The sequence below is a fragment of the Ovoidimarina sediminis genome (assembly GCF_032586175.1).
Taxonomy (GTDB): Bacteria; Pseudomonadota; Alphaproteobacteria; order Rhodobacterales; family Rhodobacteraceae; genus Ovoidimarina; species Ovoidimarina sediminis.
Genome location: NZ_JAWHTE010000004.1, coordinates 1 through 15,412, shown reverse-complemented (window position 1 = coordinate 15,412; position 15,412 = coordinate 1). Strand labels below are relative to the sequence as shown.

15 protein-coding genes, 1 tRNA gene and 1 riboswitch are annotated in these 15,412 nt (G+C 62.7%); of the genes, 6 read left to right on the top strand and 10 right to left on the bottom strand.

What is annotated here, in order from left to right; translation table 11 throughout:
• Positions 1–792: a creatininase family protein gene (locus RXV90_RS06215; protein WP_316647617.1), complete on the top strand. Its 792-nt coding sequence runs from the start codon at positions 1–3 to the stop codon at positions 790–792.
• A gap of 40 nt (positions 793–832) precedes the next feature.
• Positions 833–2,137 (top strand): ABC1 kinase family protein, encoded by a 1,305-nt coding sequence (locus RXV90_RS06210; protein WP_316647616.1) that lies wholly within the window; start codon positions 833–835, stop codon positions 2,135–2,137.
• A gap of 59 nt (positions 2,138–2,196) precedes the next feature.
• On the opposite strand, the gene RXV90_RS06205 is transcribed toward RXV90_RS06210, so the two are convergent.
• From RXV90_RS06205 to gcvT, 6 genes are all read right to left on the bottom strand, one after another.
• Positions 2,197–2,272, bottom strand: a tRNA-Ala gene (locus RXV90_RS06205).
• A gap of 54 nt (positions 2,273–2,326) precedes the next feature.
• Entirely contained in the window at positions 2,327–2,908 is a 582-nt protein-coding gene (locus RXV90_RS06200) for a hypothetical protein (RefSeq protein ID WP_316647615.1), read from the bottom strand.
• A 197-nt stretch (positions 2,909–3,105) separates the two neighbouring features.
• A complete protein-coding gene (locus RXV90_RS06195) occupies positions 3,106–3,600 on the bottom strand; it encodes an asparaginase domain-containing protein (RefSeq protein ID WP_316647614.1) in 495 nt (164 codons plus the stop codon).
• 5 nt (positions 3,601–3,605) lie between these two features.
• Entirely contained in the window at positions 3,606–6,485 is a 2,880-nt protein-coding gene (gene gcvP / locus RXV90_RS06190) for an aminomethyl-transferring glycine dehydrogenase (RefSeq protein WP_316647613.1), read from the bottom strand.
• Between the two features lie 94 nt (positions 6,486–6,579).
• On the bottom strand, positions 6,580–6,939 hold the full coding sequence (gcvH, locus tag RXV90_RS06185; RefSeq protein WP_316647612.1) for a glycine cleavage system protein GcvH: 360 nt from the start codon (positions 6,937–6,939) through the stop codon (positions 6,580–6,582).
• 19 nt (positions 6,940–6,958) lie between these two features.
• Positions 6,959–8,083, bottom strand: a complete 1,125-nt coding sequence (gene gcvT, locus RXV90_RS06180; RefSeq protein WP_458646485.1) for a glycine cleavage system aminomethyltransferase GcvT — start codon at positions 8,081–8,083, stop codon at positions 6,959–6,961.
• Between the two features lie 147 nt (positions 8,084–8,230).
• Positions 8,231–8,323: riboswitch (glycine riboswitch) on the bottom strand.
• 47 nt (positions 8,324–8,370) lie between these two features.
• Between gcvT and RXV90_RS06175 the strand changes: the two genes are divergently transcribed.
• A complete protein-coding gene (locus RXV90_RS06175) occupies positions 8,371–8,979 on the top strand; it encodes a gamma-glutamylcyclotransferase family protein (protein WP_316647610.1) in 609 nt (202 codons plus the stop codon).
• 3 nt (positions 8,980–8,982) lie between these two features.
• On the opposite strand, the gene RXV90_RS06170 is transcribed toward RXV90_RS06175, so the two are convergent.
• The 3 genes from RXV90_RS06170 to gltX form a co-directional block, all read right to left on the bottom strand.
• Positions 8,983–10,374, bottom strand: a complete 1,392-nt coding sequence (locus tag RXV90_RS06170; protein WP_316647609.1) for an MATE family efflux transporter — start codon at positions 10,372–10,374, stop codon at positions 8,983–8,985.
• A 61-nt stretch (positions 10,375–10,435) separates the two neighbouring features.
• Positions 10,436–10,810 (bottom strand): hypothetical protein, encoded by a 375-nt coding sequence (locus RXV90_RS06165; RefSeq protein ID WP_316647608.1) that lies wholly within the window; start codon positions 10,808–10,810, stop codon positions 10,436–10,438.
• Positions 10,811–10,909: 99 nt separating this feature from the next.
• Entirely contained in the window at positions 10,910–12,232 is a 1,323-nt protein-coding gene (gene gltX, locus RXV90_RS06160) for a glutamate--tRNA ligase (protein ID WP_316647607.1), read from the bottom strand.
• Between the two features lie 69 nt (positions 12,233–12,301).
• Between gltX and RXV90_RS06155 the strand changes: the two genes are divergently transcribed.
• The 3 genes from RXV90_RS06155 (at position 12,302) to RXV90_RS06145 (ending at position 14,801) form a co-directional block, all read left to right on the top strand.
• The gene (locus tag RXV90_RS06155; RefSeq protein ID WP_316647606.1) at positions 12,302–12,706 is read left to right on the top strand and encodes a metallopeptidase family protein; all 405 of its coding nucleotides are present in this window, start codon (positions 12,302–12,304) and stop codon (positions 12,704–12,706) included.
• Positions 12,707–12,803: 97 nt separating this feature from the next.
• Positions 12,804–13,742, top strand: coding sequence for an MBL fold metallo-hydrolase (locus RXV90_RS06150; protein WP_316647605.1), 939 nt, complete (start codon positions 12,804–12,806; stop codon positions 13,740–13,742).
• Positions 13,743–13,850: 108 nt separating this feature from the next.
• Positions 13,851–14,801, top strand: a complete 951-nt coding sequence (locus tag RXV90_RS06145) for a 1-phosphofructokinase family hexose kinase (RefSeq protein WP_316647604.1) — start codon at positions 13,851–13,853, stop codon at positions 14,799–14,801.
• A 71-nt stretch (positions 14,802–14,872) separates the two neighbouring features.
• Here RXV90_RS06145 and RXV90_RS06140 read toward each other — a convergent pair.
• Positions 14,873–15,412, bottom strand: a 540-nt coding sequence (locus RXV90_RS06140) for an IS630 family transposase (protein WP_316647603.1), incomplete at its 5' end; no start/stop codon positions are given.

Sequence of the window (15,412 nt, the reverse complement as noted above, 5' to 3'; positions counted from 1 at the left end):
ATGCGGCGTCTGGACTGGGCGGCATACAGGACGACGGAGTTCGAAGACATCGATCCGATGCGCACGGTTGCGATCCTTCCTACCGCTGCGATCGAGCAGCACGGGCCACACCTCCCTACAGGCACCGATACGATGATTGCCGAAGGAATGCTTGCGCGACTCAGGGAAGCCTGCCCCGATGATCTCGATATTCGCATCCTGCCCGTGCAGGCGGTGGGCAAATCGAACGAGCATATCCATGCTCCCGGAACGCTGACCCTTTCGGCGCCGACCGCGCTCCAGGCCTGGCAGGAAATCGGGCTGTCCGTGGCACGGGCGGGTGTGCGCAAGATCGTGATCGTGAACTCCCACGGCGGAAACCTCGATCTGATTTCAATCCTTTCGCGCGAGCTTCGGGTGCGGGCGGGCATGCTGGCGGTCAAATGCCAGTGGGGTGCTTTCGGCTATCCCGAGGGCATGTACTCAGAGTACGAGGCGCGTTTCGGGATCCATGGTGGGGATGTAGAGACCTCTCTCATGCTGCATTTCCGCCCCGAGACGGTAGACATGAGCCAGGCCGCCATGAACCGCTCGACGGCCGAGGATACGGCGATTTCCCCGATCGGAGCGATCTCCTACGGCTGGGTGGCGAGCGATCTGAACCCCAACGGCACCGTCGGCGACGCATCCACTGCCACGGCCGAAAAGGGAGAGGCCACAGCGGGGCATCAGGTTTCGGGCTTCATCGATCTGCTGCGCAAGGTGGTCGCGACGCCGCTCGATGGGCTTTCGCCGACAATGCCACCGGTTTGAAGCGCTTGCCGGGCGCGAGGGCCGCATTACCTCCCCGACCATGTCCGACAACCGCCCGATCCGTGTACCCTCCTCCCGTCTCGCACGCCTCGCCCGCCTCGGCAGCGTAGCCTCCGGTATTGCCGGAACCGCGGCCGTAGAGGGCGCACGGCGCTGGAGCCGGGGCGATCGCCCCGAACTGCGAGACCTGATCCTGACGCCGGACAATACAGAACGGCTGACAAGGGAGCTTGCGCGTATGCGCGGGGCGGCCATGAAGGTTGGTCAGCTGCTCTCGATGGATGCGGGCGATCTTGTTCCACCGGAGCTCCAGGCGATACTCGCCCGACTTCGGGCCGATGCCGATCACATGCCACCCCGGCAATTACGCAGCGTTCTCGACAAAGCCTGGGGCGAGGGTTGGCTGTCACATTTCAAGCACTTCGATCCGCGCCCCATGGCGGCAGCCTCGATCGGGCAGGTACACCGCGCGGTCACGAAGGATGGGCGCGATCTGGCGATCAAGGTTCAATATCCGGGCGTGCGCGGCAGCATCGACAGCGATGTGGCCAATGTGGGCGCCCTGGTGCGCCTTTCGGGGCTTTTGCCGAAGGGAGTCGACTTGAACCCCATGCTCGAAGAGGCCCGCCGCCAGCTTCGCGACGAAGCGGATTACGAGCGCGAGGCGCGGGAACTAGGCCGCTATGCCGGGTTCGTGGCCGGTTGGCCGAGTCTCTGCATGCCAGAGGTGCATGCCGACCTTTCGACGCGCGACGTCCTAACCATGAGTTACGTGTCTGGGGGCCCAGTCGAGGATCTCGCCGACCATCCCGACCGTGACGAGGTGGCCGCACGGATCGTGGCCCTTCTGGTCGCGGAGATCTTTGAGTTTGGCGCGAGCCAGACTGATCCCAATTTCGCGAATTACCGCTACGATCCGGAAGCGGACTGCCTTGTTCTCCTCGATTTCGGCGCCGTGCGCGATCTTCCCGAAACCCTGATAACGGAGGCCCAAGCGCTCCTTCGCCGCGGCCTTGCGGATGACCGTGAGGGTGCGGCACAGGTGCTTGCCCGTGTTGGCGCATGGGGCGTAGACACTGCGCCGCACCACCGCGCAATCATCCTCGATATGGTGATGACTGTCTTTGACGCAATCCGTGAGGACCGCCCAGTCGACTTCGGCGATCCTGCCCTCCGCCGCAGATTGCACGACCTGGGGATGGGGCTTGGGGCGGACGGCACCTTCATCCACGTTCCGCCCATCGACGCCCTGTTCCTGCAGCGGAAGATTGCCGGAACCTACCTGCTGCTCAACCGGCTCGGCGCAAGCGTGAACGTCCGTGCCGCACTGGAGCCCTATCTCTAAGGGAATGACCACGCCAAGCACGCCGCATTGCCGCGATCTTTGCGAAGTTGGCGGGGATTTGGTGGAGCCGATCGGGATCGAACCGACGACCTCGTCATTGCGAACGACGCGCTCTCCCAACTGAGCTACGGCCCCATCGCGCGCGGTTTTGGTGCAACCGCCGCATGAAGTCAATAGAGCGTGCGCGGCTCACGGGGAGAGGCTTGCCCCGAGGAATACGGCGGCCGGAACCGGAGCGACTGCAATCGCCACGGTCAGTGCGAATTGGGGGACGGTGATGGTGCGGCTGAGCCCCGCAGCGAAGGCGATTCCACCACCACCGCCAAGGACGGCATTGCCAGGCAGGTTCAGAAGCAACGCGACCGCGCAGCACCGGTGACGCAACAGACTGCGCGCAATCGGATGTGCCGATCCGTCGAAATCCGGCACCCGTGGCACATCGCTGGGCGAGATTGTCACCCATGCCGCCCAAAGCGCGTCCAGCGGCACCAGCCGACCGAGGGAATAGGCCAGAAGAAGTGCGGTGACAGTTGCAATGTAAACATATCCGGCGGCGTCCGCCCCAAGTGTCACAAGAAGAAGTAACCCGATCTCCGCGCCCGGAACGAAAGGCGTCGTCATCAGCAAAACATAGGCCAAAAGGAGCCCCCAGAAGAACGGGGAATGGACTATTTCATTGGCCAGGCGGCTCCGCACATCCAGAAGGCCGGACGCAGCCTCCACCCCCAGGTGACCGGCAAGCAAAAGCCCGCCAAGCAAGGCGAAGAGCATGCAGATGACCACTCCTTTACGCCATGGACCAGGCCGCGCTCGGGCGGTTAAGGAGCTAGGATTGGCCAATCGTTCCACAGTGCAGAGCCTCATTTCGCAAACCTCAATGCGGCTATCAGCAGCAACGCAGTTCGCAAGGATTGTAATGAAGGGCTTCTGGATCGTACCACTTGCCTCAACCGCCCAGGCTTCGCCCCCTACAGGTCGAACCGCCCCTGTTCAACGTTCTTGTCGAGCCGCGCTGCCGGAAACACCCGTCCGTTCATGACACCCCACACCCCCGCCGGTGCGATCTGGGCCGCCGCGATCGCCCCGCCGAGGTTGAACTCGCCATCCGAGGCGTAAAGCGAAAATGGCCGCATCGCGCCTGTCAGCACGACGGTTTTGCCCGGCTGGCGCGCCTCAATAAAGCGCGCAGTCTCACCCATCGTGCCCGTGCCATGGGTGATGACCACCGCCTCCTCCGGCGCTCGTTTCACGGCATCAGCGATCGCTTCCCGGTCGCCCGTCTCGAAGTAGAGGCTGTCTTTCAGCATCAAGAGCTCGACCACCGGAAAATGACAGCGCCCGATCCTCAGCATTTCGGGAATATGCGTCGCCCCGTCCGGAGAAAAGGATAGCCCCTCGCTCCGCGGGTCGTGGACCTTGTCGATTGTGCCACCTGTAATGAGGATCCTCAGCGATCGCTCCAACGTCCTCACTCCGCCGCGTCGAGATAATCTTCCAGTGGCGGGCATGTGCAGACAAGGTGCCGGTCGCCATAGACATTGTCGACCCGGTTTACTGGCGGCCAATACTTGTCGACGCGGAACGCGCCAACTGGATAACAGCCGTCTTCCCGCGAGTAGGGACGGTCCCACTCTCCTACCAGATCCTCGACCGTGTGCGGCGCGCGCTTGAGTGGGTTGTTCTCGGGATCGATCTTGCCCTCCTCGATCGCCCGGATCTCCTCGCGGATCGCAAGCATCGCGTCGCAGAAACGGTCAAGTTCGGCCTTCGTTTCGCTTTCTGTCGGCTCCACCATCAGCGTACCCGCGACGGGCCAACTCATGGTCGGCGCATGAAAGCCGTTGTCGATTAGTCGCTTGGCAATATCGTCGACCGTCACACCTGCGCTTTCTGCGAAGGGCCGAGTGTCGATGATGCACTCATGGGCGCAGCGCCCGTGCGCCCCAATGAAGAGGATATCATAGGCGCCCTCTAGCCGCTTCGCGATGTAATTGGCATTGAGGATCGCAACCTTGGTGGCCTGGGTCAGCCCGCTGCCCCCCATCATCAGAATATAGGCCCAGGAGATCGGCAGGATCGAAGCCGACCCGAAGGGTGCGCCACTGACTGGTCCTTCACGCCCGCCGGTCGCTTCGTAAACTGACTGGCCGCCGGTTTCGGGATGACCGGGCAGGAAGGGTTTCAGGTGCGCCTTAACACCAATCGGACCCATGCCGGGGCCTCCACCGCCGTGGGGGATGCAGAATGTCTTGTGGAGATTCAGGTGGCTCACGTCCGATCCGATTTCTCCAGGCTTCACAAGCCCGACGAGCGCGTTGAGGTTTGCCCCATCCATGTAGACCTGCCCGCCATAGCGATGCGTGATGTCGCAGACCTCGCGCACGGTTTCCTCAAAAACTCCGTGGGTCGAGGGATATGTGATCATACAGGCGGCAAGTTTGTCGCCCGCCTCCGCCGCCTTCTGGCGAAAATCATTGAGGTCGATATCGCCGTTTTCAGCGGATTTGACGACGATCACCTCCATGCCCGCCATCTGGGCTGACGCCGGGTTGGTTCCATGGGCCGAAACGGGAATCAGGCAGATCCGGCGGTGTGCTTCGCCACGCGCTTTGTGATAAGCGGCAATGGTCAGAAGGCCGGCGTATTCACCCTGCGCGCCCGAATTTGGCTGCATCGACATTGCGTCATATCCGGTAATCTCGCACAGCTTCGCTGACAGATCCTCGATCATCTCGTGATAGCCTTGAACCTGATCCGCCGGTGCGAAAGGGTGAAGGTTCGCGAAATCGGGCCAGGTGATCGCCATCATTTCGGCCGCGGAATTGAGCTTCATCGTGCACGACCCGAGCGGAATCATTGCGCGGTCGAGGGCGAGGTCGCGATCGGCAAGGCGGCGCATGTAGCGCATCATCTCGGTTTCAGCGCGGTTATGGTGGAAGGTCGGATGGGTCAGATACTCCGTCTCGCGCACCAGCGCCTCGGGAACACGGTGATAATCCGCGGGGAAATCGTCGCGGCTGAAATCCAGCCCAAAGGCACGCCAGACGCCTTCAAGCACCGCAGGGCGTACGGTTTCGTCCACAGTGATGCCGATCTTCGTCTCACCCACTTTGCGGAAATTTATGCGCTCGCGGCGGCCCGCCTCGAGGATGACGCCCTGAAGCGCGCCGACCTCGACGGTGAACGTGTCGAAGAAATACTCAGGCTCGATCCTGTATCCTCCAGCTTCGAGCCCCCGGGCCAGCCGATCGGTTTTCCGATGGATCCGCTGGGCAATCGCCTTCAGCCCTTTGGGGCCGTGGAACACGGCATAGAACGAGGCCATGACGGCCAGAAGCGCCTGCGCGGTGCAGACGTTCGATGTCGCCTTTTCGCGGCGGATATGCTGTTCGCGCGTCTGAAGCGACAGGCGATAGGCCTTGTTCCCGCGCGCATCGACGCTGACCCCAACCAGCCTGCCCGGCAGCGCGCGCTTGTAGGCGTCGCGACATGCCATGTAGGCGGCGTGCGGGCCACCGAAGCCCAGCGGCACGCCAAAGCGCTGGGTCGAGCCCACGGCGATATCAGCCCCCATCGCGCCCGGTTCCTTGAGAAGCGTCAGCATCAGAGGATCGGCTACCACGATGCCCAGCGCCTTCGCGTCATGGAGCTTTGCGATATGCGGCGTGAAATCCGTGAGATGCCCGTAGGTCCCTGGATACTGGAAGATCGCGCCGAACACCGCTTCCGGTTCGAGGTCGTCGGGCGCCCCCACGATCACCTCAATCCCGAGCGGCTCGGCCCGCGTCTTCATCACGGCGATGTTCTGAGGGTGGCAATTCTCATCGACGAAGAAGGCGCCCGCCTTCGATTTCGCAACGCGCTGCGCCATGGTCATCGCTTCTGCCGCCGCCGTCGCCTCGTCGAGAAGCGAGGCATTTGCGATCTCTAGGCCTGTGAGATCCGAAACCATCGTCTGGTAGTTCAGAAGCGCCTCGAGCCGACCCTGGCTGATCTCGGGCTGATAGGGTGTGTAAGCGGTATACCAGGCTGGGTTCTCGAGGATATTGCGCTGGATCGCAGGCGGCGTGACGGTGCCGTGATAGCCCTGCCCGATCATCGTAGTGAAGATCGTGTTCTTCTGCGCCACCTGTCGCATGTGCCAAAGAAGCTCGCGCTCCGATTTCGGCTTGCCGAAATCAAGCGGAGTCGACTGGCGGATATCCTGCGGCACCGTCTGGTCGATCAGCTGATCGAGGCTTTCCACGCCGAGGGCCGCGAACATATCGGCCATCTCCTCGGGAGACGGGCCGATATGGCGACGGTTGGCGAAATCATAGGGAAGGTATTCGGTCGGTTCGAAGGCCACTTTGGATCACTCCTCGCATGCCGTGCCGGACAGGCGCCGGCCATTCTTGATCTTGGCAAAAATAACTCCGCCGGAGGCGATTGACCGGCCCCGCCTAGTCGATCATGGCCTTGTAGGCGGCTTCGTCCATGTAGTCGTCCATCTGCGACGGGTCGTCAGCCTTCATCTTGAAAAACCAAGCATCTCCCATCGGATCCTCGTTGACGAGGCCGGGATTGTCGGCAAGCGCGTCGTTCACCTCAACGATTTCGCCATCGAGCGGGGCGAGGATGTCGGAGGCCGCCTTTACGCTTTCGATCACCACGACCTCGTCATCCTTCGACACCGTCGTGCCTGCCTCCGGCAGCTCGACAAAAACGACGTCGCCAAGCTGGGTGGAGGCATGTTCGGTGATGCCGACAACCACAACGTCGCCCTCGACGCGCAACCATTCATGCTCTTCTGTAAACTTCATGGGTATCCCTTCCCTATTTCTATCTCTTGAAACCGGCCTGCACGAAGGGCAGGTCCGCCACGCGTACCGGCAGGCGCTTGCCGCGCACTTCGCCGTCCAGCGTCGTGCCTGTGGCCGCATGGCCTGACGCGACGTATCCCATCGATACCGGCGCGCCGACCGTGGGCCCGAACGCGCCCGATGTCACCTCGCCAACTTCCTCATCTCCGACGAGAATTTTCGTGCCGGCCCGCATCGGGGCGCGGCCTTCGGGGGCCAGACCGACGCGAAGGCGCTGGGTTCCCTCGGCCATCTCCCGCAAAATGCGCTCGGAGCCGGGAAATCCGCCTTCGCGCATTCCGCCTACCCTCCGGGCTTTGCCGATCGACCAGGTAAGCGCCGCTTCGACAGGAGACGTCGTTTCGTCGATATCAGTGCCGTAAAGGCATAGTCCGGCCTCGAGCCGGAGCGAATCCCGCGCCCCAAGACCGATCGACATTACGCACGTGTCCTCAAGAAGTGCCCGCGCGAACCTCTCCGCTTCGGACGCGGGCACGGAAATCTCGTAACCATCTTCGCCGGTATAGCCCGAGCGCGAGATCCAGAGTTCCCCGAACGCCGATGACACCACTGTCACGTCCATGAACCTCATGTCCGCCGCTTCCGCCACATGAGCCGCAAGCACGGCCTGTGCCGCCGGCCCCTGGAGTGCCAGAAGCGCCCTATCACCAACCGGCTCAACAGTGACGCCCTTGCCCGTCATTCCGTCTTGCAGATGCGCGATGTCATGATCCGCCCGCGCCGCATTGACCACGAGAAACAAATGATCGCCGCGGTTGGCGACCATCAGGTCGTCGAGTATGCCGCCCTCGGCACTGGTGAAAAGTGCGTAGCGCTGGCGGCCCGCTCCGAGCCCGAGGATATCTGCCGGAACCAGGGCCTCCAACGCCCGTGCTGCATCTGCCGCATCACCGCTGTCCGGCCGCAGAATGACCTGCCCCATATGGCTTACGTCAAAAAGCCCTGCCGCCTCGCGGGTATGCTGATGCTCCTTCATCACCCCGGCGGCAAACTGGACGGGCATTTCCCAGCCCGCAAAGGGCACGAAGCGCGCCTCCAGACTGGCATGAAGGCCGTAAAGTGGCGTGCGTCTGAGATCTGACACGAGCCTTCCTCCCTCTTCCCCGGAGGCCTGGCCGCCGGGCATCTTTCTGGGTGCGCGGTCTGCGCATCCTCGATGCCCCCTCTGTCCTTTCGCCTGAGATCGCTATCCCTTCGGCGGACGCGACATGCGCCACTCTCCAGAGTCTTGTCCGATCAGGCGGTCCTTCGGCCTGAGAGATTACCGGGGCGGTTGCTCCTTCGGCACCGGACGCTTCGGCCCGGATTCTCCCGCATGATCGTTACCACCGTTAGCATACCGTGGGATTCCGGCAAGGGGGAGATTTGGGCTTGAGGCGACGCAGCCAGATCGGGCATGGGATTGGCATGCACGACCCATGGTTTTTCGGATACGGCTCTCTCGTGAACCGCGCCACGCATGCCCATGAGGATGCTCACAAGGCAACTCTCACGGGCTGGCGGCGAGTCTGGCGGCACACCGCGCTGAGGCCCGTGGCCTTCCTGACCGCTGTCGAAGTCGACGGCGGCGAAATCGACGGGCTGATCGCGCGGGTGCCGGGCGCCGACTGGCGCGACCTCGACGAGCGCGAGCGCGCCTACGACCGCGTGCAAGCCGCCCTGGTCACACATTCGGGTCCGCGCAAACTGGCGGTCGAGGTCTACACGATCCCGCATGGCAAACACGGCGCACCTGATCGCGCGCATCCCGTGCTGCTCAGCTATATCGACGTGGTCGTGCAAGGGTTCCTCAACGAATACGGGATCGACGGTGTCGCGCGCTTCTTTGACACAACCGACGGCTGGGACGCGCCGATCGCCTTCGACCGACCCGATCCGATCTACAGCCGACACCGCGTGCTTTCCCGAAAGGAACGCGCCCTAGTGGATCAGCACCTAGACGAGGTGGGTGCGCGCTACGTGGAACCCCCGAAATTCTAACTGTCACCGCCGGTGATAGAGCATCTGGAAGAGGCGGCTTTGACGGAAGAAAGGTTCGCGCGGATCCGGCTTTGCCATACCGGACCGGATCACTCGGTTGGCGAGCCAAAGCGCGGCAAGCCCGAAGAAGACGCCCCCGGCCGCCTGACCGATCTGGACGCCGGGCGCACCGAGCCACGCTGCGAAGATCATCACAAGGGGGATCGTTCCCAACGTGTGCCGTCCCCAGTTGATCCAGGTCGATTGGAATGGGTGGCCGAGGTTGTTGAAGGCTGCGTTCGAGACGAAGATCATCCCGTTGAAGAAAAAGGCGAGTGCGAGCGGTCCGCAGAACAGGAAGACAAGCTCGCGCGTGATCCCCTGGGCGTCGAAGAGCGCAGCTATGGGCTCACGAAGAAGAAACAGGATCAGTGAATTCAGCAGGGTGATCCCGGCAGTGAAAAGAAGTGCGTCGCGATAGGCCCGCGCCACTCTGTCAGTCTTCCCGGCCCCGGAATTCTGCCCGATGATCGGCCCCACTGCACCGGACAGCGCGAAGAGCACTCCGAACGCCAGAGGTGTCATCCGCCCCACGATTGCCATGCCCGCCACCGCGGCCTCCCCGAACTCGGCCATCGCACGCGTCACATAGGCCTGCCCCACGGGAGTGGCGAGCTGTGTCAGGATCGCAGGAAAGGCGATCATCAGGATCGGCCGAAAATCTTTGGCAAGCGCCTCCGGCGTCGGCCGCGTCAACCCGCCATGCTCGCGCAAGATTGGCAAGAAGGCTGACACTGCGATCCCGACCCGTGCCGCCACACTGGCCCAGGCTGCGCCTGCAAGCTCCATGTCTAGGCCAAAGATCAGGATCGGGTCGAGTACCGCGTTGATCACCCCACCGGTGATGGTGACCAGCATTGCCTTCCGCGCCGCACCGTGAGCCCTCAGGATCGCACCGCCGACCATTCCAACGACAAGGAGAGGAAGGCTCGGGATGATGATCGAAAGGTAGAGAACCGCCAGATCGAGGGTGAGGCCACTTGCCCCCACGAGGCTGGCCAGAGGACGCAGGTTTATCCACACGGCGCCGGCGAACAGCGCGCCGAAGAAGATGCTGTAGACCAGCGCCGTCGTCGCTCTCCGCCGAGCAAGCAACGCATCGCCGGAGCCAAGTGCCCGCGCCACAAGCGCACCCGAAGCGATCGCCATGCCGATCCCGAAGCTCGAGGTGAAGAACAGGATCGCCCCGGCATAACCGATCGCCGCCGCAAGCTCGGCCTTCCCCAGCATTGCGATGAAGATCATGTCGATGAAATCCACCGCGAAAATCGCCATCAGCCCCAGAGAGGAGGTAAGCGACATCACGGTAATGTGCCGAAAGAGGTTGCCCTCGAGAAACCGGGCCTGCTTCGCCATGCCGGGAGGTTAGGGAAAACCCCACCCCGTACAAGAGGCGTAAGAACGCCTCAGGACCGCTTCAGCAAAGCGGATTCCATCTGCAGTACCACTTTTCCGCCTCTTCCGCGGCCTCTTCGGCCTTGGGCGCGTCGGAGCCGAAGCCGAACAATCCGCGGCTCGTTTCCTCTTCCACGGGAGCGCGGTTGAATGGCCAGAAATCGAAGGTGTCGGAGAACCATCCGGTGATGCTGTCGATGACGAAAGTCACGACTACGAGCGCTATCAGGGCCAGGAGAATGTAGAACAGAATACGTCCAAAGGATCGCCCGCCCTCGCCCGCGGCATTGAACATAAACAGCTTGGCGGAGCGGCTCACCACCTCGCTCCACGGCCTCTTCGACACGCAGTCGTCCGACTGGTCGGCCCTCGCGTTTTCCGGAATGTGGTCGGCCATCTGCTGCTCCGCTTTCGCCTCACCCACCTGTTTCTACAGGCAAATGCGGCATAATTTTAGCCGTCCGATATCGATGCGAGGTTTCCTGTGTCAGGAATGTCAGACCTTTGGAGGGCTTTGCAGAAGCGGCATCACATCCGCCATCTCCGGCCCACGCGTCCGCCCGGTGATCGCGTGACGAAGCGGCATGAACAGCGATTTGCCCTTGCGCCCGGTCGCCTCCTTCACCGCTGTCGTCCACGTGCCCCACGTCTCCGAGTCATAGGGATAGGGCGGCAGAAGCGCCAAGGCCTCGGCCACAAAGCCGCGATCCTCCTCGGCGATGACCGGCGTCGCTCCGTCCCGAAATACGGACCACCAATCGGCAATCTCTGCCCGCGTTCCTACATTCTCGCGCACGACCTCCCAGAAGCGCGGCGCGATGTCGTCGGGTACGCCGTGGGCGCGAATCTCATCGGCCACCAAGTCATAGGGCATTGCGGCGATGACCCGCGCGGTCATCGGCGACAGATCAGCCACGTCGAACTTCGTGGGCGCGGCGCCGAAGCGGCCGACATCGAACCCCTCGATCAGATCTTCGGGCGCCGCTCGCAATTCGACCGGGTCTGCCGAGCCGAGCCGCGCCATGAGCGACAGGATGGCCATCGGCTCGATCCCCTGGGCGCGAAGATCGCGCAACGACAGGGTGCCCAGGCGCTTCGACAGCGCCTCTCCCTGCGGGCCGGTCAGGAGGGAATGGTGCGCGAATGCTGGCGGGGTCCCGCCGAGGGCGGCCATAATCTGAATTTGAGTAGCGGTGTTCGTCACGTGATCCGATCCGCGGACCACGTCGGTGATCCCCATTTCAAGATCGTCCACCACCGAGGCGAGCGTATAGAGCACCTGCCCGTCGCCGCGTATTAGCACCGGGTCCGACACGCTGGCCGCGTCGATCGACACATCGCCCAGGATTCCGTCCGTCCACTCGATCCGCTCCTGATCGAGCTTGAACCGCCAGTGACCTGCCCCGCGCTCCGACCTGAGTTTTGCCTTCTCATCCTCGGACAGCTCCAATGCCGCGCGATCATAGACCGGCGGCCTGCCCATGTTGAGAAGCTTCTTGCGCTTCAGGTCAAGCTCCGTCGGCGTCTCGAACGCCTCGTAAAGCCGCCCGTCGGTGCGCATCCGGTCCGCCGCCTCGGCATACCGGTCGAGCCGGGCCGACTGCCGTTCTTCCCGGTCCCATGTCAGACCGAGCCATTCGAGATCCTCGCGGATCGCATCGACATATTCCTCCTTCGACCGCTCGGGATCGGTGTCGTCGAACCGCAGGATGAACGTGCCCCCGGCCTTCCGCGCAATCAGCCAGTTGAACAGAGCGGCGCGCAGGTTGCCGATGTGGATATAGCCGGTGGGCGAGGGTGCGAAACGTGTGACGGTCATCTTCGGGGCTCCTTCGACGGGCCAAGCCTCTTCCACAGGCAGGCTTCTTTGTCCATACGGAGGCGCAGAATGGACTGGTCTGAACACATATCCCCCGATGCCGCGGACATCGCGCACATGGCCAAGGAGGCGATCGCGGGCCTACCCCAACCATACCGTGCTGCGGCGGCAGAGGTGACGCTTCGCGTTGAGGATTTCGCGCCGGAGCCAATCCTTGACGAGATGCGGATCGCGGACGCCTTCGACCTCACAGGTCTCTACGACGGAATCCCGCTGATCGAGAAATCGGTGATGGATCAACCCGATGGCCCTGACACGATCTGGCTCTTTCGGCGCCCGATCCTCGACGAATGGGCGGCGCGTGGCGACGTCGCACTTGGCGATCTCGTGGCCCATGTCTTCGTCCACGAACTCGCCCATCATTTCGGCTGGTCCGACGAGGACATTGCCCGAATCGACCGCTGGTGGGAGTGAAGCGGCAAATCTCCGCTTCTCACGAGATCGTTCCTTTCCCTGATCCCACTTAGCCCTAACTCGTAAGGCCATGGAAAGACAGAAAGTGATCCGCTAAATGACCCTCAAGAAGACATCTCTTTCACGCAGGGCTGCGCTCGTCGGCGGCGCGAGCCTTCCCCTTGCGGCAACCCTCGCGCCAACGCTCGCCTCGGCTGGCGGCCATGGCGAGACGCCGGCACGCAGCGACACCCATCGCCGTTTCACGCTCGGGGCCTTCGAGGTCACCGTCGTGCTCGCCGGCACCCGCACGGTGACCGATGACCCGCAGGGCACGTTCGGTATGAACGTTGACAGCGACACCTTCGCGGCCGCTTCAGCCGAACACTTCATCCCCGCAGACAGGTTTCAGGCCTTCTTCAACCCGACCGTTGTCAAGACGGGATCGGAAACGATCCTGTTCGACACCGGACTTGGCGGTGAGGCCATCGCAGGCGTACTCGCCACGGCGGGCTTCTCGAGCGACGACATAGATACAGTCGTTCTGACCCACATGCACGGCGACCACATCGGCGGGCTTATGACAGAAGGAGCCCCGACTTTCGCTAACGCGCGGTACGTGGCGGGCGAGGCGGAATACGCCTACTGGACTGGTCAGGAGAACGAGCGCGTCGCCGGCAATGTCACGCCGCTTGCCGAAAAGACGGAGTTCGTAGGCGACGGTCACAGCGTGGCATCGGGTGTGACCAGCATGGCGGCCTTCGGACATACACCGGGCCACATGGTCTATATGCTCGACTCCGAGGGCGAGCAGCTTCTGATCACCGCAGATCTCGCCAACCACCACGTCTGGTCGCTTGCCTATCCGGACTGGGAAGTTCGCTTCGACATAGAGAAGGACGCTGCCGCGGCCGCACGCCGCCGGGTTCTCGGCATGCTGGCGGCCGACCGCATTCCCTTCATCGGCTATCACATGCCCTTCCCCGGCGTGGGCTTCGTCGATACGCGCGGCGACGGTTTCCACTTTGTGCCGGAAACCTATCAGCTTACCGTTTGACGGTATCGGGGCCGGCACGCCCGGCCCCGCATTTACGGTTGACGCCCTTTCCCGGATCGGCTTGTCTGCGGCCTCGACGTTAGCGCAAACAGGCGAGCCCCCGGTGCCATGAAAGCCCATATTCTCACGATCACCCTGAACCCGACCGTGGACTACGCCACATCGGCGCCCGAGGTTGTGGCCGGCCCGAAACTGCGGTGTACCGAGCCCCACATCGATCCCGGCGGCGGCGGAATCAACGTTAGCCGCGCGATCCGGCAGCTTGGCGGACAATCCGTGGCTCTGGTGGCCATAGGCGGCGCAACCGGTGCGCACCTTCTGCAGCTTCTCGCGCTCGAGGGTGTGGCAACTGTGGCCTTCCAGGGCCCGGGCGAGACGCGTCAGTCCGTTTCCGTTACCGACAATTCTACAGGCGAACAGTACCGCTTCGTGATGCCAGGACCCTCCTGGCGCGAAGAGGATGTGCCGCGCGCACTAAATACCGTCGATCAGGCGACTGGCGATGGCACGCTGGTTGTCTTGTCCGGCAGCCAGCCGCCTGGCGTCGCAAAGGAATTTCCCTCGATCCTTGCAGGCCACATCGCAGGACGGGGCGCGCGGATTATCGTCGACACCTCTGGCTCCGCGCTTTTCGACCTGGTGGAAAAGCCGCGCGAGGCGATCCACACCTTGCGAATGAACGGCGAGGAATGCGAAGAAATCGCGGGCAGCGCTCATCCCGCCCCCGAAGACACAGCCCGCTTCGCCGAACGACTGATCGCCAAGGGTGTGGCCCAGCACGTGATCGTGGCGCGGGGCGCAGACGGCTCTGTTCTCGCCACGCGAGACGGGTCGTGGCATTCGGTCGGGGCGGATGTTCCCGTGGTATCCAAGGTCGGTGCAGGGGACAGTTTCGTGGGGGCCTATACGCTCGCACTCGCGCGGGAATGGAAGACGGAAGATTGCCTGCGTTTCGGTGTTGCGGCGGCCTCTGCGGCGGTTACCACGGAAGCCACACGGCTCTGCGACCGACAAATGACCGAAGACTTGATGGACGCTTGCACTATCCGCAGGCTCTGACAGCGCTATCCACGCGTTTTTCGGTGACGCGCAACTTATTATTAATTCTGGCGAACTAAAGCATCCGGCCTTTAACCTGAGACATATCCGGCAGCCCTGAAGTAGTTCCAACACTCTTCGGGTGAGTATAGATCGCAGATTTCAGCGATTGCGTGGAACATGTCTGTGAAGGTCCTTGCTCCAATCCGGCGCAGGTGAGCTTTGAGTTTCGAGAAGGCCATTTCTATCAGGTTGAGGTCGGGGCTGTAGGGCGGCAAAAACAGGAACCAGCACCCCGCTTCCTGCATCGCCTTGGCCGCTGCGGCGTTCTTGTGCGTGGCAAGGTTATCGAGGATGACCACCGTTCCCGGCGAGAGCTCCGGCACCAGAACCTTTTCGACATAAGCAGCAAAAGCTGCACCGTCCATTGCACCCCTGATCACCCACGGCGCGATCATGGCATCGGCGGTGAGCCCTGCGATGAAGGTCTGCGTCCCCCACGATCCGAAGGGCGCATCCATGACCAATCGCTCGCCGCGTGGTGACCATCCCCGCTGGCGGGTCAGGTTTGTTTTGACGGATGTTTCGTCAATGAAGACAACGCGTTCCGGCCGGTCAGACACGGCGGGTAT